This is a genomic window from Tsukamurella sp. USMM236, from assembly GCF_037148755.1.
Taxonomy (GTDB): Bacteria; Actinomycetota; Actinomycetes; order Mycobacteriales; family Mycobacteriaceae; genus Tsukamurella.
In genome coordinates, this window is sequence record NZ_JBBCSS010000002.1 from 891,764 (window position 1) to 910,707 (window position 18,944).

General features: G+C 72.8%; 19 protein-coding genes and 1 riboswitch. Of the genes, 9 read left to right on the forward strand and 10 right to left on the reverse strand.

Going from position 1 to position 18,944, the window contains the following annotated elements; genetic code table 11:
- Window positions 1-3 precede the first annotated feature (3 nt).
- Window positions 4-1,704, reverse strand: a complete 1,701-nt coding sequence (locus WFK95_RS10225; protein WP_336670606.1) for an AMP-binding protein — start codon at window positions 1,702-1,704, stop codon at window positions 4-6.
- Window positions 1,705-1,853: 149 nt separating this feature from the next.
- On the opposite strand from WFK95_RS10225, the gene WFK95_RS10230 reads away from it, so the two are divergent.
- Window positions 1,854-2,708, forward strand: coding sequence for an alpha/beta fold hydrolase (locus WFK95_RS10230; RefSeq protein WP_336670607.1), 855 nt, complete (start codon window positions 1,854-1,856; stop codon window positions 2,706-2,708).
- A gap of 75 nt (window positions 2,709-2,783) precedes the next feature.
- On the opposite strand, the gene ftsY is transcribed toward WFK95_RS10230, so the two are convergent.
- Window positions 2,784-4,355: a signal recognition particle-docking protein FtsY gene (gene ftsY, locus WFK95_RS10235; protein ID WP_336670608.1), complete on the reverse strand. Its 1,572-nt coding sequence runs from the start codon at window positions 4,353-4,355 to the stop codon at window positions 2,784-2,786.
- Between the two features lie 192 nt (window positions 4,356-4,547).
- Between ftsY and WFK95_RS10240 the strand changes: the two genes are divergently transcribed.
- The 8 genes from WFK95_RS10240 to WFK95_RS10275 all read left to right on the forward strand — a co-directional run bounded on the left by WFK95_RS10240 (window position 4,548) and on the right by WFK95_RS10275 (window position 12,188).
- Window positions 4,548-5,144, forward strand: coding sequence for a hypothetical protein (locus WFK95_RS10240; RefSeq protein ID WP_224646243.1), 597 nt, complete (start codon window positions 4,548-4,550; stop codon window positions 5,142-5,144).
- Window positions 5,114-6,112 carry a hypothetical protein gene (locus WFK95_RS10245; RefSeq protein ID WP_336670741.1) on the forward strand — a complete coding sequence of 333 codons (999 nt, stop codon included), beginning with the start codon at window positions 5,114-5,116 and terminating at the stop codon, window positions 6,110-6,112. Before WFK95_RS10240 ends, WFK95_RS10245 begins: the two co-directional genes overlap by 31 nt.
- On the forward strand, window positions 6,109-6,957 hold the full coding sequence (locus WFK95_RS10250; protein WP_336670609.1) for a hypothetical protein: 849 nt from the start codon (window positions 6,109-6,111) through the stop codon (window positions 6,955-6,957). The genes WFK95_RS10245 and WFK95_RS10250 overlap by 4 nt, the downstream gene beginning before the upstream one ends.
- The gene (locus WFK95_RS10255) at window positions 6,954-7,814 is read left to right on the forward strand and encodes a hypothetical protein (RefSeq protein WP_336670610.1); all 861 of its coding nucleotides are present in this window, start codon (window positions 6,954-6,956) and stop codon (window positions 7,812-7,814) included. Before WFK95_RS10250 ends, WFK95_RS10255 begins: the two co-directional genes overlap by 4 nt.
- Window positions 7,811-9,298, forward strand: coding sequence for an ABC transporter ATP-binding protein (locus WFK95_RS10260; protein WP_336670611.1), 1,488 nt, complete (start codon window positions 7,811-7,813; stop codon window positions 9,296-9,298). Before WFK95_RS10255 ends, WFK95_RS10260 begins: the two co-directional genes overlap by 4 nt.
- Before the next feature lies 1 nt (window position 9,299).
- Window positions 9,300-9,416, forward strand: a riboswitch (cobalamin riboswitch).
- A 44-nt stretch (window positions 9,417-9,460) separates the two neighbouring features.
- A complete protein-coding gene (locus WFK95_RS10265) occupies window positions 9,461-10,438 on the forward strand; it encodes an ABC transporter substrate-binding protein (protein WP_224646238.1) in 978 nt (325 codons plus the stop codon).
- Window positions 10,435-11,163 carry a (2Fe-2S) ferredoxin domain-containing protein gene (locus tag WFK95_RS10270; protein ID WP_336670612.1) on the forward strand — a complete coding sequence of 243 codons (729 nt, stop codon included), beginning with the start codon at window positions 10,435-10,437 and terminating at the stop codon, window positions 11,161-11,163. Before WFK95_RS10265 ends, WFK95_RS10270 begins: the two co-directional genes overlap by 4 nt.
- Window positions 11,164-11,168: 5 nt before the next feature.
- Window positions 11,169-12,188 (forward strand): LLM class flavin-dependent oxidoreductase, encoded by a 1,020-nt coding sequence (locus WFK95_RS10275; protein ID WP_336670613.1) that lies wholly within the window; start codon window positions 11,169-11,171, stop codon window positions 12,186-12,188.
- On the opposite strand, the gene WFK95_RS10280 is transcribed toward WFK95_RS10275, so the two are convergent.
- The 8 genes from WFK95_RS10280 to WFK95_RS10315 form a co-directional block, all read right to left on the reverse strand.
- The gene (locus WFK95_RS10280) at window positions 12,154-12,519 is read right to left on the reverse strand and encodes a hypothetical protein (protein ID WP_336670614.1); all 366 of its coding nucleotides are present in this window, start codon (window positions 12,517-12,519) and stop codon (window positions 12,154-12,156) included. The genes WFK95_RS10275 and WFK95_RS10280 overlap by 35 nt on opposite strands.
- The gene (locus tag WFK95_RS10285) at window positions 12,516-14,384 is read right to left on the reverse strand and encodes a hypothetical protein (protein WP_336670615.1); all 1,869 of its coding nucleotides are present in this window, start codon (window positions 14,382-14,384) and stop codon (window positions 12,516-12,518) included. Before WFK95_RS10285 ends, WFK95_RS10280 begins: the two co-directional genes overlap by 4 nt.
- 66 nt (window positions 14,385-14,450) lie before the next feature.
- A complete protein-coding gene (locus WFK95_RS10290) occupies window positions 14,451-14,966 on the reverse strand; it encodes an ATP-binding protein (RefSeq protein ID WP_336670616.1) in 516 nt (171 codons plus the stop codon).
- A 94-nt stretch (window positions 14,967-15,060) separates the two neighbouring features.
- A complete protein-coding gene (locus WFK95_RS10295) occupies window positions 15,061-15,651 on the reverse strand; it encodes a GNAT family N-acetyltransferase (RefSeq protein ID WP_336670617.1) in 591 nt (196 codons plus the stop codon).
- 15 nt (window positions 15,652-15,666) lie between these two features.
- A complete protein-coding gene (locus tag WFK95_RS10300) occupies window positions 15,667-16,797 on the reverse strand; it encodes a HoxN/HupN/NixA family nickel/cobalt transporter (RefSeq protein ID WP_336670618.1) in 1,131 nt (376 codons plus the stop codon).
- A gap of 16 nt (window positions 16,798-16,813) precedes the next feature.
- Entirely contained in the window at window positions 16,814-17,635 is an 822-nt protein-coding gene (locus WFK95_RS10305) for an urease accessory protein UreD (RefSeq protein WP_336670619.1), read from the reverse strand.
- Between the two features lie 11 nt (window positions 17,636-17,646).
- Complete coding sequence (gene ureG, locus WFK95_RS10310; protein ID WP_336670620.1) at window positions 17,647-18,258, reverse strand: urease accessory protein UreG; 612 nt, start codon at window positions 18,256-18,258, stop codon at window positions 17,647-17,649.
- Window positions 18,259-18,269: 11 nt separating this feature from the next.
- A complete protein-coding gene (locus tag WFK95_RS10315) occupies window positions 18,270-18,878 on the reverse strand; it encodes an urease accessory protein UreF (protein ID WP_336670621.1) in 609 nt (202 codons plus the stop codon).
- Window positions 18,879-18,944 lie beyond the last annotated feature (66 nt).

Genomic DNA, 18,944 nt, shown 5'->3' on the forward strand with positions numbered 1-18,944 from the left:
CTCCTATCGGGCGGTGGCGGACTGGTCGGCGGCGAGCTGCTCCGCGATGCGCTCGCGGAGGTCCTTCTTCGACACCTTGCCCACGTTGGACAGGGGGAACTCGATGACGACCTCGATCCGCTCGGGCAGCTTGTACTTCGCGAGACCCTGGCCGAGCAGGAACTCGCCGAGGGTCGCGACGGTCGGGGCCTCGGCACCGTCGTCGACGATGAGGTAGGCGCAGGCGCGCTCGCCGAGCACCGGGTCGGGCATCGCGACGAGCGCGGCGCTGACCACGTCGGGGTGGCGCAGGATGACCTCCTCGATCTCCTCGGCGTGGATCTTCTCGACGCCGCGGTTGATCACGTCCTTGATCCGCCCCTCGATCGAATAGACGGTGACGCCGCCGATCACGTGCGCGCGAGCGAGGTCACCGGTGCGGTAGAAGCCGTCGGCGCTGAAGGAGTCGCGGTTGTGCCGGTCGGCGCGGTAGTAGCCACGGATCGTGTACGGACCGCGGGCGCAGAACTCGCCGATCTCGCCGGGCGCGACCGGATCGTCGCCGCCCACCTCGGCGATCCGCACCTCGTCGGCGGGCGAGACGGGTGCGCCCACGCTGTGGTGCCGCACGTCCTCGTCGGCGCCGCCGGGCGTCACCAGGAACATGCCCTCGGCCATGCCGAACATCTGCCGGACGGCGATGCCGAGCTCGTCGCGCAGTCGCTGCGAGACCTCCTCGGGCAGCGCCTGTCCGCCGACCACGAAGTCCGCGATCGACGTGAGATCGGTGGTGCGGCTGCGCGGATCCTCCAGCAGCCGCACCGCGACGGCGGGCGGGACCAGCGGCAGCGACGTCGGCCGCTCGGCGGCGATGAGGTCGAGCAGGTCGGAGGTCCGCGCGGACGGGGCGAGCACCAGCTGGGCGCCGGCGAGGATCGCGGGCTGCACCGCGAGGCCGATGCCGGCGTTGTGCATCACGGGCAGCGGGTACAGCAGCTTGGTGTCGCCGTCGTAGCCGAGCGTCTCCGCCCAAGCGAGCGAGTTGTGGACGTACTCCTCGTGCTGCCGGGCCGCCACCTTGGGCAGGCCCGTGGTGCCGCCGGAGAGCTGGAAGACGGCGATCTGCGCGGGATCCACCGCCGGCGGCGCGGGGGCGGTGGCGCCGAGCTCGGAGAGTCGCTCCAGCGTGGGGGTGTCGCCGATCGCGTCCCCGCGGGCCACGACGACCACGGGCAGGGCGCCGGACTCGTGCAGCGCGCGGGCGACGGCCAGGGTCTCGCCCGCGCCGTGGTCCGCCTGCACGATCGTCGCGCGGGCGCCGACGTGTTGCGCGAGCAGGCCGATCTCGCGCTCGCCGTGCTGCGGCAGGGTGCACACGGGGCGCAGTCCCGCGATCAGGGCGCCCAGGTAGGCCACGACGGTCTCGGCCACGTTCCCCATCTGGAACATCACCGGCTCGCCCGGCTCCAGGTCGGTGCCCGCGAGCAGGCCCGCGCCGAACGCCCGCGCCCGGCCGAGCAACTCGCCGTGCGTCCACCGGACCTCCGGCGTGACGAGGCCGGGACGGTCGGCGAACCGCGCGAGCGCGTCGGTCAGCTCGTCGGGCAGCGACCTGCCGCGCCACAGACCGTCCGCCCGGTAGCGGGCGACGTACTCGTCGGGATAGGAGACCAACCCGGCCTCGTGCGCCGAGCGGGCTGGGGACTGCACATCGTTCTCTGACATGTTCGTCAATTTATCAACGTGACTGTTGACACACAAGGGGTCGGCGGAGTTTTCTTGACATTGCCGACGAAACTTCACCATCGGCGTAACCTCACTCGCGAACGCCGGCCGTCAACCGTCCGCGTCGACCATCCAAGGAGCACCGCATCATGACGACCACCTCCGCAGTTTCCTCCACGACCATCGACGCCGCAGGCGTTCCGCTCGCGGCACGCGTGGCTGAGGCGCCGGGCGATCCGCGCGCCCTGATCGTCGCGATCCACGGCGGCACTTATGATTCCGAGTACTTCCACGTCGGCGCGGATTCGTTGCTCGCCCTGGCCCCGGAGCACGGGTACACGGTCGTCGCGATCGACCGACCGGGCTACGGCGGCAGCGCGACGGTCCCCGCGGAGCAGCTCGGCTTCGACGAGCAGTCCACGCTCCTGGCGGCCGCGGTCGACGCGCTGCGCGCGCAGTACGACCTGCCGACGGTGCTCGTCGGCCACTCGATCGGCGGCATGCTCGCGCTGCTCACCGCCACCAAGACCGCCGAAGCGCCCGCGGGCGTGGAGATCAGCGGGCTCGGCGAGCTGTGGCAGCCGGGCATCCGGGAGATGTGGGGCGGCCTGCGCGGCGACGCCCCCGCGATCGCGCTGCCCGCCGAGGCCCATGCCGGCGTCATGCTCGGCCCCGACGGGTCGTTCACCCCCGCGCACGTCGCCCGCGACGCCGAGCTGTTGCGCCCGATGCCGATGCCGGAGCTCTGCGACGTGGTGGACTGGGCCGACCGCCTCCCCGCCGTCGGCGCGTCGGTCACCGCGCCGGTCCAGGTGACCTTCGCCGAGCACGACAAGATCTGGCGCTCTGACGACGAGGCACGGGCGGCCCTGGCCCGGCACTTCACCGCCGGCCCGATCGACGTGCGCGTGATGGGCGGCGTCGGCCACTCCATCGAGCTGCACAGCTGCGCGCGCGAGTACACGCTGGCCCAGCTGGACTTCGTGGAGCGGTCGATCTCCTGAACCGACGACGGCGCCCCGCACCGGGATCCTCCGGCGCGGGGCGCTGTCGTGTGCGGGCCCGACGGGCCGCGTGCCCTACCCGAGCAGGGCGTCGACGAAGGCCGCCGGCTCGAACGGGGCGAGGTCATCGGCGCCCTCGCCGAGGCCGACGAGCTTCACCGGCACGCCGAGCTCGTGCTGCACGGCGTAGACGATGCCGCCCTTGGCGGTGCCGTCGAGCTTGGTGAGGACGACGCCGGTGATGTCGACGACCTCGGCGAAGACCTTCGCCTGCGCGAGGCCGTTCTGGCCGATGGTCGCGTCCAGGACGAGCAGCACCTCGTCGACCTTGGCCTTCTTCTCGACGACGCGCTTGACCTTGTCCAGCTCGTCCATGAGGCCGGTCTTGGTGTGCAGGCGGCCGGCGGTGTCGATGAGCACCACGTCGACGCCCTCCTCGGTGCCCTTCGCGACGGCGTCGAAGGCGACGGCGGCGGGGTCGGCCCCCTCCTTGCCGCGCACCACTTCTGCGCCCACGCGCTCGCCCCAGGTCTGCAGCTGGTCGGCCGCGGCGGCGCGGAAGGTGTCGGCGGCGCCGAGCAGCACGCGCCGGCCGTCGGCCACGAGCACCCGGGCCAGCTTGCCCGTGGTGGTGGTCTTGCCGGTGCCGTTCACGCCCACCACCAACAGCACCGACGGTGCGCCGGCGTGCGGCAGGGCCTTGACGCTGCGGTCGTACTCGGGGTGCAGCTCCTCGATCAGCACCTGACGCAGCAGCGCGCGCGCCTCGGCGGCGCTGGAGACGCCCTGCGTGGCGATCCGGTCGCGCAGCTTCTCGACCACGGCCATCGTCGTGGGGGTGCCGAGGTCCGCGAGGAGCAGCGTGTCCTCGATCTCCTCCCACGACTCCTCGTCGAGGTCGCCCGCGCCGAGGAGGCCGAGCAGCGACGCGCCGACCGTCGACTGCGAGCGCGCGAGCCGTCCCTTGAGCCGGTCCAGACGCCCCTCCGTCGGGGCGATCTCGTCCAGCTTCGGGGCCGACGGTGCCGCCTCGGCGGGGGCCTCCACCTCGACCGGCGCCTCCGGCGCAGCGGGCTCCACCGGCGCCGCAGGCGCGGTCGCCTCAGGCGCGGTGGTCGTCTCGGCCGGAGTCGCCGGCGCGGCGGGAGCCTCGGTCTCGGCCGGAGCTGCGGGAGTCTGCGTCTCGGCGGGCGCCTCGGGCGCCGCCTCCGGCGCCTCGTCCTCGATGTTCTCGATCTCCGTCGGCGCGGACGGCGCGACGTTCGCGATGCCGGGGTCGATCTCCTCGGCCTCGGCGAGGCGCGCGTCGGCCTGCGCCTGCGCCGCTTCGGCGGCCTCCTGCTCGCGCGACTCCTGCAGGTCCTTGAGGGAGACGTGCGGCGCCGCGTCGGGCGCCGGCACCGTCTTCGGGGCGGGCGGCGCCTTCGGCACCAGCGGCACGGGCTCGGCCTCGCGCGTGCCCTCACTGAAGGTGAAGCCACCGCCGGCCTTGTACCCGCCCGACTTGTCGAGGCTCTTGGGCTCGGTCGTCTCCTCCTTGAGCGAGACGCGCCGTCGCTTGTTGAGATAGAGGCCGGTCGCCAGCGCCGCCAGAACGACGAGGACGGCGACGACGGCGATGATGATGGCGATGGCCGAAGTACTCACGCCACGACTCTAGTCAACGTGCCCGTCCCGTCCGGGGCGCCCGTCGCGACCGACCGACCACCGGGCTCCGACGCGATCGAGATCACGTATCCCGGATCGCGGTGATCGGAACTCTTCGCGGACCGTACGACCGCAACTAGCGTTCAGCTTCCATCGGGCTCCTCCACCTCCTGACGAAAGCGAGATCGCCCCATGCGCACCACCTTCTCCCGCCGCGCCCTCGGCGCCGCCCTGGCAGTGACGGCCGCAGCGGCGGTCACCGCCGTCGCCACCCCCGCGGCGAACGCCGACACCCTCACGGGCACCTTCTCGATCGACTCCGGTTCGTACTTCCGGATGATCCTGCCGAGCGGCACCGCGTCGGGCCCGTTCCTCGCGAACGGCAACTCGACCAACTCGGACAAGACCATCACCCCGCTGTCCGGGTCGCTGACCTCCGGCTCCTACCAGGGGCAGGTCACCGCGGCGCGCACCTTCTTCGGCTCGGACTTCGTGACCTCGACGAAGGCGACCGACCCGCAGACCGGGTCCGCGACCGCGGTCCCGACCATCACGCGCAACGGCTCGTCGCTGTCCGGCGACCTCTCGGCGTTCGGCGTCGCCTGGAACGGCCAGGTCTTCAACCAGGGCGCCCCGAAGCCCGGCGGCGGCCTCCCCGGCAAGACCAGCCGCGTGACCGGCACGATCAACGGCTCCAGCTACTCGATCACGTGGACGAGCCAGATCGTGGGCGGGCCGTTCAACAACTTCACCGGCCTGTGGCATCTCACCGGTACGTACAGCAAGTAGCGGCACCCGGCGCGGCGGCGCTCCTCGGGGGCGTCCCCCGGCTGCGCGCCGTCGCGCCCCCGCGCACCGCGGCGGTCTCCACCGCCCGACGGTGGCCGGCCTGGTTCCTGCTGATCGCGGGCATCGCCCTCGCCCTCGGCTCCGTCGCCGGCGGCCTGCCCACCACGACGGCGGGCGCGACGAAGATGCTCGACGCCTTCGCGCCGCACCTGACCGACGAGTCCCTCGCCCGGCTCGACGGGGACGTCGACGCGATCGCCCGGTTCGGCGCGGCCGCCCGAGCGGAGGCCGCGGCCGGGCGGCTCGCGGCGGCGCCGCGGACCGTCGACTACGCGAACCGGTCCGCGGACGTCGAGGCGAACGCCCGGGAGCTGCTCGCGTCGGCGCGGGCGGCGAAGCCCGACGTCGACGCGCTGGCCCGGATCCGCGGCCTGAGCACGCTCCCTCAACTGCTCCTGCTGGTCGGGATCGCGCTGGCCGTGGCCGGGGCGGTCCTGCTCCGCTCCCGGTCCGCCCCGCCGCGTCGGTGGGCGACCGCCGCCGCGGCGCTCTGCGCGGTGGCGCTGGTGGTCCACCCGTTCGCCTCCGGCCTGGTCGCCGGTGCGCCGTCCGCCGGCCGGGTGGTCGACCGGTTCGCGCCGATCATGACCGAGCAGCAGGTGGTGCGCCTGCAGCGCGACTTCCTCGCGCTGGTCGGCGCGGTCGGCGAGATCGACCGCGGCACGACGGTCCGCCGCACCCCCGAGATCCGGGCCTTCACCGCCTCCTGGCAGACGGTGTCCTCCGATCTCGCCTCGCTCACCGGCGCGATCAACGACAACCTCCCCGACTACCGGCGGCTGGCCTCCACCAACGCCGTCCTGCCGGTCCCCGGCGGCACCTTCGCGGCCCTGCCCTGGGCGGAGCTCGTCCTGGGCCTCGCCGTCGGGGGCGCCGTGCTCGGTACCCGACGAAAGGCCCTGCCGTGACATCCCGTCCGATCTCCCGACGGTCCCTCGCTCTCGCGCTGGTGGCCGTCGCGGCGGCTGCATCCGCCGCCTGTAGCACCGAGGCGCCGGCGCAGCCCGAAGCCGCCGAGCAGCTCGTCGGGCTGTTCCGGTTCACGCCGGGCGGTTTCGCCAACGGGAAGCCGACGGGCACGTACTTCAAGATGGCGATCGTCGGTGGAACCGCCGACGGGCCGTTCGTCAACAACGCCAACTCGCCGATCGACGAGGGCCGCGTTACGGCCCTGAAGCCGGGCACCGCGGGCGGGCTCCGCACTGGCGCCTACCAGTCCGAGGCGAAACCCGGTTTCCGCAACGGTGATTCGCTGTCCGGCTCGGTGATCACGCCGACGAAGTTCTTCGACGTGCTCTTCGGGATCTCCACGAACGCCGTCGATCCGCAGACGCGCGCCGCGCTGTCCGCGCCATCGGTGACGCGCACCGGGACGAAGCTGACCGCGGACGTCTCCGCCTGGGCCGCCTCCTGGAACAACCAGGAGTTCAACCAGGGCGCGCCGAAGCCGGTGCCTCGCACCGACGCCGCCGCGGCCGGTCAGGAGCAGGTCGGAAAGGCCTGGGACGTCGTCTCGCAGCGCTGGCTCGCGCAGCCCGCAGCGGCGAAGGCCGACGGCCCCACCGCGACCGGCACCTTCGACCCCGCGACGCGGCGTTTCACCCTCGACTGGACGAGCCACATCCAGGGCGGCCCGTTCAACGACTTCACCGGCGTCTGGCACTTGGAAGGCGTCTTCGAGCCCGGACCGCCGCCCACCGCGGCCGGCGCGACCGCCCCCGCCCACTCCTCCGCACCGAAGAAGGCACCATGACCCGCATCCCGCCCGCGCTCGCCCGCACCGCCGTCGCCGCCGCGCTGGCGATGACCGTCCCCGTCGCCGGTACCGCGGCGGCCGCGCCCACGCCCAAGCCCGCCCCGTCGCCGGGCAGCTCCCCCACGTCGGCGAGCGCGGCGGCGAAACCCTCGGGACCGGCGACGCCCTCGGCTGCCAAGCCCTCCGGTGCGGCGACCCCGTCCGGCCCGGCGAAGCCCTCCGGCTCGGCGGCGACCTCGGGATCGATCTCGACCGTCGTCCCGGGCGTGAACCCCGCCGACATCCAGTGCCCGCTCGGCTGGCCGAAGCCGAGGGAGAAGGGCGGCCTCGCATCGCTGATCCTGCTGGCGCCCGCCGCCGGCGCCTTCACCGACGAGGCCTTCGCGGCGGGCCAGGCCTACGACCCGATCCTCAGCCTGTTCGGCCCGTTCCTCGCCGCGATCAAGCCCGTGATCGAGCAGTCGCAGCCCGCCCTCGCCGGCCCCGTCGGCGCGCTCAATGCCGCGGAACAGGCGGTCTACGACGCGATCAAGCCCCTGTACGCGCAGTACCGCCCGAAGGTGATCGAGGCGCTCACCAAGGCCGGCGACGACCTCGCCCCCGCACTCCAGGAGCTCGCCGCCACCCCGGCGGCCGCGTGCCTCGTCGCCTGGGAGGACCAGGTGCTCACCGGCCTGCAGACCGGGAAGTGGTCCCCCATCGCCACCGGCGGCCTGGCCGCGCTCGGCGAGCTCGCTGCCAGCGGCAAGGGCGGGGGTCCGACGGCGCCGAAGCCCGGGCCCGCGAAGGCAGTGCCGACGAAGGCCGGGCCCGCGAAGCCCGCCGGCCCGGCCGTCGCCGCGCCGCCGCGGTGATCGAACTCTCCGGGGTCACCGTCCGCTACGGCGCGACGGTGGCCGTCGAGGACGTGACCTTCTCGGCACCGTCGGGCGAGGTCACGGGACTGATCGGCCCGAACGGCGCCGGGAAGTCGACCACCCTGCGGCTCATCGCCGGTCTCGAGCGGCCCTCGTCCGGCACGGTCACGATCGACGGTCAGCGGTACGACGAGCTCGCGAATCCCGGGGCGACCATCGGCGTGCTGCTCGACGCGGCCTGGGCGTCGCCGACGCGCACCGCGCGCGAGCACCTGCGGTGGATGGCGGCCGCGATCGGCCTACCGGACGCCCGGGTCGACGCCGCGCTGGACCTCGTCGGCCTCGATCGGGTCGCGGATCGCGACGTCGGCGGCTTCTCCCTGGGCATGCGCCAGCGACTCGCGATCGCGGGCGCCGTCCTCGGCGATCCGCCGGTGATCGTGCTCGACGAGCCGGTCAACGGACTGGATCCCGAGGCGATCGCGTGGATCCGCCGGACGCTGCGGGCGCTCGCCGACGACGGCCGCACCGTGCTGCTGTCCTCGCACCTGCTCAGCGAACTGGAGCAGACCGCCGACCGCATCGTCGCGCTGCACGAGGGGCGCGTGGTCGTCGACGCCCCACTGGCCGAGCTCGTCGAGCCCGCCCCGCCCGAACGGACCGGGCTCGAGACCCTGTACTTCCGGCTCACCGGCGACGACGAGGCCGCGGCTCCCGCACCCGCGCCGGAGGCCGTCGAACCGCGCGGTGTCGCCCGCCGGTCGGTGGCGGCCGAGGCCCGGAAGGCGCTGACCTCCCGCGGTTTCCGGGCCGCGCTCGGCGGCGCGACGGCCGTCGCGCTCGCGGTGGCCGTCGTCGTCGGCGTCTTCGCGCCGGTCTTCCACGACGCCTCGGTGACCACTGCGGGCTACGGCCTCGGGCTGGTGGGCGGCGCGCTCATCGCCGCCGCCGGGGCACTCCTGATCGGGCTCGACCGGGACCACGGGACGCTCGCCCTCACCCGGATCCTGATCCCGCGCCCGCTGCTCGGGTACGGCTCGAAGGCCCTGATCGCGGCGGTGGGCGGTGCGGGAGCGGGGCTGGCAGGTGCCGGTTCGGCCGTCGTGGTCGCCGCGATCACGGGATTGCCCTCGCCCGCTGGGGAGGTCCTGCGGCTGCTCGTCATCGCGCCGGTCGCGGGCGCGCTGCTCGCGGTATTGGGGTTCGCCGTCGGGCACGTGGCGTCGTCGACGACCGCCGCCGTCGGAGCCGTCCTGGGCTGGTGGTTCCTCGTGGAGGCGATCGCGGTGCCCGCGCTCCCCTTCGGGCGGTCGCTCGCGGCGTGGCTCCCCGCGACGAGCTCTCAGATCGCGACCGTCGGCGTGCCCGCGAACACGGCGACCTGGTCGCCCTGGGTCTCGCTGGCGATCCTCGCCGCGTGGACCGCCGTCGCCTCCGCAGGAGCGCTCGCCGCGGCGCGACGCGGGCCCCGGACCGCCTGATAGCGTCACGCTCGAGTCGGACATGGGGAACCCGGTGGGAATCCGGGACTGGCGCGCAACGGTGTGAGGCGGCGAAAGCGGCTTCGAGTCCGATACCCGCCGACTCGCAGCTGTCCACCGCCGCCCCCGCGCACGGAGCGGCCGACGAATCGAGTCCGACCCATGCGGCCCAGCGCCCTCGTCCCACCCCTCGCTCTGTCCGTCGCGGCGGCATTCCTCACGGGGTGCGGCACCGCACCGTCGACCCCCGCGGCGAGCCCCTCCGAGCGGTTCCCCGTCAGCGTCACCACCTGCGACTTCACCACGGAGGTCACGGCGGAACCGCGACGCATCGTGACCATGAACCAGGGCGCGACCGAGGTCGCCCTCGCGCTCGGCGTCGCCGACCGGATGGTGGGCACGGCGTACCTCGACGACGCGGTCGCACCCCGCTTCCAGGCCGACTACGCGCGGATCCCCGTGCTCGCCGCGAAGTACCCCACGCAGGAGAAGATGCTCTCGGTGCGGCCCGACCTCGTCTACGGCTCGTACAACTCGGCGTTCAGCGAGAAGAACGCCGGCGACCGCGCGCGGCTGCAGGGCCAGGGCATCGCCACCCTCCTCGCCCCGGCGGGCTGCGCCAAGAAGCCCGAGCGCGCCTCATGGGATCTCATCTGGGACGAGCTGACCGCCGCGGGCAAGGCTTTCGGCACCGAGGACGCCGCGGCGAAACTCGTCGCGGCGCAGAAGGACGAGCTCGGCAGCGCCGCGCTCAAGGGCGCGGCGCGCGGCCAGCGCATCTTCTGGTGGGATTACGGCGCGCAGTCCGGGCTCAACGTGGGCGCGGGCAAGGGCACGCCGCAGCTGCTCATCGAGTCGGTCGGCGGTGTGAACGTCTTCGCCCACCTGCCGGGCAACTGGGCCGAGGTCTCCCTGGAGAACGTGGTCGGCACGAACCCCGACGTCATCGTCGTGGCCGATACCGCGGGACACCCGGCGCAGGACAGGATCGACCAGGCCCGCAAGGACCCCGCCCTGAGCCAGCTGCGCGCGGTCCGGGAGAACCGTTTCGTCGTGATCCCGTTCTCGGAGACCACCTCCGGCGTTCGGCTGCTCGACGGTGCGCGGCGCGTCGCCGACGGAATCCGGGCGCTGCCGTGACCGCGATCCTCGTCGGCATGTCCGCCGGCGTCGACCCCGACGGCCTCACCGCCCTCGCCCGCAGCGCCGCCGCTGAGCCCGCCTTCCTCCAGGTCCACGATCCCGCGCTGGTCGACGTGCTCACCACGGTCGCCGACCGCGGCGCCTCCGACGTCCTGCTCATCGGCGCGGGCTGGGCGCAGCCCGGCCCCAAGCGGTCGTGGTTGCGCCGGGTGGCCGCGCACTGGCTCCGGGGCTACGACGGTGCACCGACCCTCCGCCTCGCGCCGCAGCTGCTGGCCGAGCCCGACCGCGACCTGCTCGCGGCCGCGATCGCCGCGGGCGGCGCCCCGATGACCGACGATGCCGCGCCCCTGCATTCGGCGGCGTGGGAGGAGGTGCCGCGGCACCGGCACCAGGTGCTGATCTGCCGCGGCCCGCGCTGCTCCGCGCTCGGGGCGTCGGCGCTCACCTCGGCGTTCGGCGACGAGCTGCGTCGTGCGGGCCTGGGTGACGACGACGCACTGGTCACGGTCACCGGGTGCCAGTTCCCGTGCAATCACGCGCCCGTCGTCACGGTCCAGCCGGACGACGCCTGGTACGGGCGGGTCACCGTCGACGACCTCCCGGACCTGGTGGATGCGCACCTGATCCGCGAGACGCGCGCCGCGAATCTCCTGCTCCCCCGGGAACGCTCCGAGGCCCGACGGTCCGCGGAATATTCGGACCGCAGTCCGGGGTTGTAGCGGCCATGAAGAAGATCGGCTTCCTGTCCTTCGGTCACTGGACCGATTCACCCGGCTCCCGTACCCGCACGGCGGCCGACGTCCTGCACCAGTCGATCGACCTCGCGGTGGCGGCCGAGGAGGTGGGTGCCGACGGCGCCTACTTCCGCGTGCACCACTTCGCGCGGCAGCTCGGCTCGCCGTTCCCCCTGCTCGCCGCGATCGGCGCCCGGACCTCGCGGATCGAGATCGGTACCGGCGTGATCGACATGCGCTACGAGAACCCGCTGTACTTCGCGGAGGACGCCGGAGCCGCCGACCTCATCGCCGGCGAGCGACTGCAGCTCGGCGTGAGCCGCGGGTCGCCCGAGCAGGTGATCGAGGGCTACAAGTACTTCGGCTACCAACCCGACGAGGGCAAGACGGACGCCGACATGGGCCGCGAGCACACCGAGTTCATGCTCAAGGTGCTCGAGGGCGGCGGCTTCGCGCAGCCGAACCCGCGCCCCATGTTCCCCAACCCGCCGGGGCTGCTGCGCGTCGAGCCGCACTCCCCCACGCTGCGGAACCGGATCTGGTGGGGCGCCGCGTCCGACGCCACCGCCGAGTGGGCGGCGAAGCTCGGCATGAACCTCATGAGCTCGACGCTCAAGACCGACGAGTCCGGGGAGCCCTTCCACGTGCAGCAGGCCAACCAGATCCGGAAGTTCCGCGACGCCTGGGCCGAGGCCGGCCACGATCACGAGCCACGGGTCTCGGTGAGCCGCAGCATCATGCCGATCATCGACGACGAGAGCCGCGCCTACTTCGGCCACGAGCGCTCCAGCGACGACCAGTTCGGCGTGATCGACGACTTCCGCGCCGTCTTCGGCCGCACCTACGCGGGCGAGCCCGACGAGCTCGTCGAGCAGCTCCGCGACGACGAGGGCATCGCCGAGGCCGACACCGTCCTGGTGACGGTGCCCAATCAGCTGGGCGTGGAGTACAACACCCGCCTGCTGGAGTCCCTGGTCAAGGACGTGGCTCCGGCGCTGGGCTGGCGCTGACCTCGATCACGGCCGCCACCACGCCGCGGACCTGCGAGGCCGCGGGCGAGAGCTCGTAGGCGTGGTGGTGGCAGTAGCCGCTCAGCTCGTACCAGGCCGCGGCGAGCACCCGCCCGGTCGCCGTCTCGTCGAGCGCCCGGAGCACCGCGATCCGGGCCTTCATCGTGGCGCCGGTGACGTCGGCGCCGGTCACCTCGCGGCAACGCGCGTCGATGAGCGACTCCACCTCCTGGCGAGCGAGGAAGGCGGCGAGCCGGGCGCTGTTGCCCGCGCCGGCAGGTGCGCCCGATTGCAGGAGCTCCTCGGCCCGCGCGAGCAGCCCGGAGGTCACCGTCCCTCCAGGACGTCGTCGACGGTGCGCCGCAGGTCCGTCAACGCGCCCACGAGGTCCCCGGTGCCGCTGTGCACGCCCCGCGCGCAGATCTCGATCGTCGGGAACCGCCAGTCGCGCCGGGACTTCCATCCACCCAGGTTGCCGCGGGGATCGCCGAGGACCGCGAGCGCGACCTTCTGCTGCGTCGTCAGCGCCGACTCCCACCGCGATTCGGACTCGTCGTACGACACCCCGCGCCGGGAGCTCTCGGCGTAGAACCGCTGCTGCGCGGCCGCCTCCACCGCGAGCCGGAAGATCCCCGGCACCGCCTTGCGCTTGACCACGTCGTCGAGCGCCTCATCGCGGACGAGCGCGGTCGCGTCGACGATGTACCGGTGCGCCGGCGTGTTCGCGGGCTTGGGCGCGACGATCGAGCCCGGCTCGCGCACCACCTCGATGAGGTTCGCGGGGATCGACGCGTTACGGATGGCCTTCGCCAGCCGATCGTCGTGCGAGAACACGATCACCTGACGCTCGGCGGCGAGATCCTGCAGTACGTCGAGGAATCCGGCGACCTTCGCCGGGTCCATCGCCTGGATCGGATCGTCGAGCACCAGGAAGCGGAACGGGCTCGCCGCCGCGGTCGCCCGCGGGATGAACAGCGCCAGCGCGAGGGCGTGCAGCTCGCCCTGGCTCATCACCGAGAGCGTCCCGGCCGGCTTGCCGTCGACGGTGCCGCGCAGCTCGGCACGCCGCCGCGTGGCGCTGCCCTCCAGTTCGATGGTGCCGAGGTCGACGTCGGATTCCTGCCGCAGCCGGGCCCAGATCGCCCGCGCCTGGTCGACGATCGGCGCGAGCCGGCGGCCGCGGAGCGTTCCCGCGTTCTCCTTGAGCCACGCGGAGGCCGTCTTCGCCGCTGCGAGAGCAGCGTCCTGGTCCTGCGCGGCGGTCTCGGCCACGACCCACGCGCCGACCTCCTGCGCCACCGGCGCCCAGGCGTCCTCGAGCTCCGACGCGAGGGACGCCGCGATCGGACGCAGTCGCCCGCCGATCTCTGCCAGCGCGCCCAGGCGATCGGTCAGGTGATCGGCCCACTCCGCGGACGAGGACGGCAGCGCACGCGCGGCTCCGACCGCGTCGTTCCACTCCGCGACGACGTCAACGGCATGGCCGTCAACGGGACGCAGCTGCGCGAGGCCGGCGACCAGGTCCCGCGCAGCGCGTTCGGCATCCGCGAGGTGGGCCTGTGCCGCCCGCTGGTCCGCGAGCTGCGAATCGGTATCCGCGAGTTCAGCCTCCACCCGGCTTCGCCACGCACCGTCGAGTTCGCCCGCGGCGCACACCGGGCACGGTCCATCGCCGGTATCGGCGTGCAGTGCCAGCGCGTCCCGCAGCAGGGCGTTGCGGCGCTGCGCCACCGCCGTCGCGCCCGCGGACGCGGCGACCACACCGCCGATCGCGCTGCGGAGCGCGGCTGCCTCAGCGACACCGTCCGGCGACGACACGGCGGCACACGTCCGCAGGGCCGAGACCGCCGCCGCCTGCGGTGTGGCGCTGCCCAGGGTGATCGCCGTGATGGCGGCGAGGTCGTAGGGCTTGCGAGCGATCAACTTCGTGACCTCCCCGGCACGCGCGTCGTCGCACGCGCCGAGCGAGCGCTTGAGCAGGGCGCGATCGGCGTCGGCGGCCTTACGGTGCGGTTCGAGCTGCTTGATCAGCGCCTTGAGGGCCGCCTCCGCATCGGCCACCGCGTCGAGCCCGAGCATGCGGTTGAGAGCGTCGTACAGCCCTGACGGCCCCTCCTCGAAGATCCCGCCGAGCTCGTCGTAGGAGAGCAGCGGGCGGTACACCGCGAGCGGCTGCTCCCAGCCCAGGTCCGCCACGCCGGTCTGCTTCTCCGAGGCGACCTGTGCCCAGCGGCGCGCCTCGTCGAGGTCTGCGTCGTCGGCCTACTGCGCCCCCACCGTCAGCGTCCGCCCGCCGCCGGCCTGCTGCACCGCGAAATCCGCGGCGATCCGGGCAGCCCCCGAGTGGAGGTTCCGCCAGGCGCCGGCCCACTGCTGCGCGCTGCGCTTCTCCTTCCACCGGTAGCTCGTACCGGTGAGGGCGTACTCCAGCGCCTCGGCGAAACTCGACTTCCCCGAGCCGTTCCGGCCGCTGATCACCGTGATCCCCGGCCGCGCCTCGAACTCGAGGCGCGCCTCGGGGCCGATCCCGCGGAACCCGGCGACGGTGATCGTGCGTAGGAAGGCGACCACCGGGTCCGGGACGACCTCCGCTTCCTCGCCTGTCCCGGGTCGCTGCGGCGCTGTTGCGCCACCCGCCTGCGCGAACAGATGCGCCTCACCCTCGAGCGCAGCCGCGACCAGGTACATCGCCTGCTCGCTGATCGCCTCGTCCGAGTCCAGCAGTTCCCACACCTCGCGGATCGTGTCCTGTTCGATCGCTTCCTCGATGGCCCCCATGTCGCCTCCCCTGCGGCTGGTTGTTGGGGCAACAATGGCACACGGCACCGACAGGAATGTGGGGTCCTGGCGCTCCGCCGTGGAACGTCGCGCCTCAGCGCTGCTGGTGGCCGGTCCAGTACCGCATCAGGACGCGCGTGAAGCCGTTCAGCACCGACGTGGTGTCCGTGACGTACTCGAAGCCCGCCCGCTCGAACAGCGGTCGGGTGCCGACATAGGCCATGGTCAGGTCGACCTTCGCGCCCCGATTGTCGACGGGGTACGCCTCGACGACCGTGGCGCCGTGGGCGCGGGCGAACTCCACCGCCCCGGCGACGAGTTCGTGGCTGATCCCCTGCTTCCGGTGTCCGGGGCGCACCCGCACGCACCACAGCGACCACGGGTCCTCGTGCCCGTCGACCTGCGGGATGCGGCGGTTCGTCGCGAAGCTCGTATCCGCGCGCGGGTGGATGGCGGCCCAACCGACGGGGTCGGCACCGTCGTAGGCGAGGACGCCGGGCGGCGGATCCTCCGCGCACAACCCGCGGACCCGCTCGAAGCGCTCGGGCCCGCGCAGCGCCTGATTCTCCTTCGAGCCGATCCGGTACGAGAGGCAGAAGCAGTTGCTGGAGGTCTGCTTCTTGGGGCCGAGCAAGGCCGCCACATCCTCGAAGACGCTCGCCGGCCGCACCTCGATACCGCTCATGCGGCTCACGCTAACTCAGCGCACCGACCAGCGGTCCTCGATCCGCCCGTAGCGCCAGATCAGCAGCGCCGCGGCCCATACCGCCACGAACAGCCCCACGATCACGAAGCCCGCGTAGTCCAGGTCGATCGAGGCGACCCAGCCGAGCGGACCGGACTCGACGTGCGCCCGCTCGGCCAGCACGCCCAGCAGCTCGACGGTGCCGATCGCCAGCGCCACGGCGACGGACAGCGAGGTGATCGTGATGTTGTAGTAGACCTTCCGCACCGGCTTGGCGAAGGCCCAGCCGTAGGCGGCGTTCATGAAGACGCCGTCGATGGTGTCCAGCAGCGACATTCCCGCCGCGAACAACACCGGCAGCACGAGGATGCAATAGAAGGGCAGGGTGAACGCGGCCATGCCGCCCGCGAGGACGAGCAGTCCCACCTCGGTGGCGGTGTCGAAGCCCAAGCCGAAGAGCACGCCGATCGGGTAGATGTGCCACGGCTTGCGGACCGACCCGGACACCCCGCGCAGCAGGCGGTTCATGAGGCCGCGCTTGTTCAGCCGGTCCTCGAGCTCGGCCTCGTCGTAGCGCCCGGTCCGCATGTCCCGGAACACCTTCACGATGCCGATGAGCACCACCAGGTTGATGATGCCGAGGATCCACAGGAACACGCCGGAGACGGAGGTGCCGATGAAGCCGAGCACGGTCTGCATCGTCGAGTTCTCGTCCTCCACGGGGCCGACGAGGGCGCGGACGCCGAGCGCGAGCAGCGCGGCGAGGCCGAAGACGACGGTCGAGTGGCCGAGCGAGAACCAGAAGCCGACCGAGAGTGGCCGACGCGGGTTGCGCTCCCCGGCGGCGATCCTCCCCTCGCGGTCCGCCAGCAGCTTCCGCGTGGTGTTGTCGATCGCGGCGATGTGGTCGGCGTCGAAGGCGTGGCGCAGGCCGAACGTGTAGGCCAGCAGTCCGATGCCGACGGTGAACTCGCCGCCGTCGCCGATCCGGTAGTGGCCGGGTGCGATGAGCAGGATGAGCGCGCCGAAGCCGACGACGTGCAGCGCGATGACGGTCGCGGTCATGCCGACCAGCGACCGCCGGTCGCCGGGGCCCAGCGCGGTCCACGCCGTCCGGAGTCGTTCGGTGGTGCTCGATGTGGTCATGCCGGTGTCCTCCACCTCAGTACTTTCGCAGGTTCATGGGAGCCTGTCCGGTCCATCGGGATCGGAGCAGCGCGATGACCGCGTCGAACAGGCCTGCCAGCTCGGCGGTGTCGTCACCGAGGCAGCGAAGTACGAAGCCCGGGCCGGCGAGCGCGGTGAGCCCGCTCCGAACCGTCCCGACGGTCTCGGTGAGCGCGTGCACCTCGTCGAGCAGGTCCTCGTCGATGCGCGGGTCCACCGCGGTCAGCGATCCGACGTGCGTGCGCCCGTCGAGGAAGCCGATGCCGGACGGGTCGGCGCGGCCGGGTTCGATGAGCAGGTTGTCCACCGCGAGCAGCTCCCCGCCACGGTGGATCTCGGTGCGCATGCGCAGCTCGTCGTAGCGGAACCGCGCACCGTCGGGCGACCACCCGGGCGTCACGATCTCGGCCAGGACGAGCGACGCCGATTCGTCGAGCTCCACGGCGCAGGTCTGCCGGTAGGTGGCCTCGCGGTACAGGATCAGCGCGTCGGGCACGTACTCGAGGACGGCGCCGGCACCGAGCCGGATCCGCATGTGCTGCGCGGCACCGCCGCCGGGCGTGCGGTAGACCTTGGTCGCCGACTGCGTGGTCACGACGGCCCGGGCGCCGGCCTCCAGCTCGATGTCGATCGCGTAGGTGTCGCCGCGCAGGCACCCGCCCCCGGGGTTCACCACGTGGTAGGTGACCTGCCCGGAGTCGTCGAGGTACATGGGCCGCAGGGTCTGCAGGGTGCCGGCGTGCCGCTGCGCCACGGCGACGGTGCGCTGCCCTCGCGGTGCGAGGGTCAGGACGAGTTCGCCGGTGAGCGCGGGCACGGCAGCAACGCTCACGCTAGGTCGAGCATGAGGACGTCGCGGCGGATCCACTCCAGCACGCCGTCCAGGCCCTCGTCGGTCTTGAGGTTGGTCATGCAGAACGGGCGGTCGCCGCGGAACACCTTGGAGTCGGCCGCCATGACGGACAGGTCCGCGCCGACGTACGGCGCGAGGTCGATCTTGTTGATCACGAACAGGTCCGACTTGATCATGCCCTGCCCGGCCTTGCGCGGGATCTCCTCGCCCTGCGCGACGTCGATGAGGTAGATCGAGAAGTCCACCAGCTCGGGGCTGAAGGTTGCGGAGAGGTTGTCGCCGCCGCTCTCGATGAACACGATCTGCAGGTCCGGGTGGGCCGCGATCAGCCGCGAGACCGCGGCCTCGTTCATCGACGTGTCCTCGCGGATGGCGGTGTGGGGGCAGCCGCCGGTCTCGATCCCGACGATGCGGTCGCCGGGCAGCACGCTGTTGCGCGCCAGGATCTTCGCGTCCTCGGTGGTGTAGATGTCGTTGGTGATGGCCGCCATCGACACCTCGCCGTCGAGGTGGCGGGTGATGCGCTCCACGAGCTGGGTCTTGCCCGCGCCCACGGGTCCGCCGACACCGATCCGGATGGTCGTCATGGAATCTCCTCCTAGCTCATGAACATCCGCGCCCGCTGGCGCCGATGCCGCATCTGGGCGATCTCGAGCCCGGGCGATGCGGCGCCCAGGTCGTCGTCGGTCAGGGTCATCGCGGTGGCGACGGCGTCGGCCACCACGTCGTGCATCGAGCGCTGCACCCGCTGCCCCGCCGTCTGGCCGATCGGGATGGCGCGCACGGCGTTCTGGGTCAGCGAGGTGACGGCGGCGAAGACGTGCGCCTCGATCGCCGCGGCCGGCGGGGCGTCCACCGCGTGCGCGAGCAGCGCGAACGCGACGGCGGGATGCCCGTGGCAACGGTCGGCGTCGAGCTCGGCGAGGTAGTCGCCGAGGAAGGACTCGGGCGCGACGACGGTGCCGACCTCGGCGGTGCGCCTGCCGATCGTGCCGGCCGCGGTCCGCACCTGTTCGGGCAGGGTGAGGGCCGCCAATAGGCGGTCGAGCCGCCAGACGGCGTCCAGGTCTCCGAGGTGCAGCGCGTCGTAGACCATCCGGATCGCGAGGCCGTCCGTGTACGCGAGCTGCCGGGAGACGTACGCGCGCAACCACGCGGCGAAGGTGCCCTCGTCCACGATGGTGCCGTCCGCGAGGTACGCCTCCATCCCGAACGAGTGGCTGAACGCCCCGGTCGGGAGGGCGGAGTCGCTGAGCTGCAGGAGCGGCAGCAG

Bases quoted from the DNA above. Each gene is read 5' to 3' on its own strand.
- WFK95_RS10290 (WP_336670616.1), bottom strand. From the start codon at position 14,966: ATGGGGGCCATCGAGGAAGCGATCGAACAGGACACGATCCGCGAGGTG.
- WFK95_RS10240 (WP_224646243.1), top strand. From the start codon at position 4,548: ATGCGCACCACCTTCTCCCGCCGCGCCCTCGGCGCCGCCCTGGCAGTG.
- WFK95_RS10230 (WP_336670607.1), top strand. From the start codon at position 1,854: ATGACGACCACCTCCGCAGTTTCCTCCACGACCATCGACGCCGCAGGC.
- WFK95_RS10255 (WP_336670610.1), top strand. From the start codon at position 6,954: ATGACCCGCATCCCGCCCGCGCTCGCCCGCACCGCCGTCGCCGCCGCG.
- WFK95_RS10295 (WP_336670617.1), bottom strand. From the start codon at position 15,651: ATGAGCGGTATCGAGGTGCGGCCGGCGAGCGTCTTCGAGGATGTGGCG.
- WFK95_RS10265 (WP_224646238.1), top strand. From the start codon at position 9,461: ATGCGGCCCAGCGCCCTCGTCCCACCCCTCGCTCTGTCCGTCGCGGCG.
- WFK95_RS10225 (WP_336670606.1), bottom strand. From the start codon at position 1,704: ATGTCAGAGAACGATGTGCAGTCCCCAGCCCGCTCGGCGCACGAGGCC.
- WFK95_RS10275 (WP_336670613.1), top strand. From the start codon at position 11,169: ATGAAGAAGATCGGCTTCCTGTCCTTCGGTCACTGGACCGATTCACCC.
- WFK95_RS10300 (WP_336670618.1), bottom strand. From the start codon at position 16,797: ATGACCACATCGAGCACCACCGAACGACTCCGGACGGCGTGGACCGCG.
- WFK95_RS10315 (WP_336670621.1), bottom strand. From the start codon at position 18,878: ATGGAGGCGTACCTCGCGGACGGCACCATCGTGGACGAGGGCACCTTC.
- ureG (WP_336670620.1), bottom strand. From the start codon at position 18,258: ATGACGACCATCCGGATCGGTGTCGGCGGACCCGTGGGCGCGGGCAAG.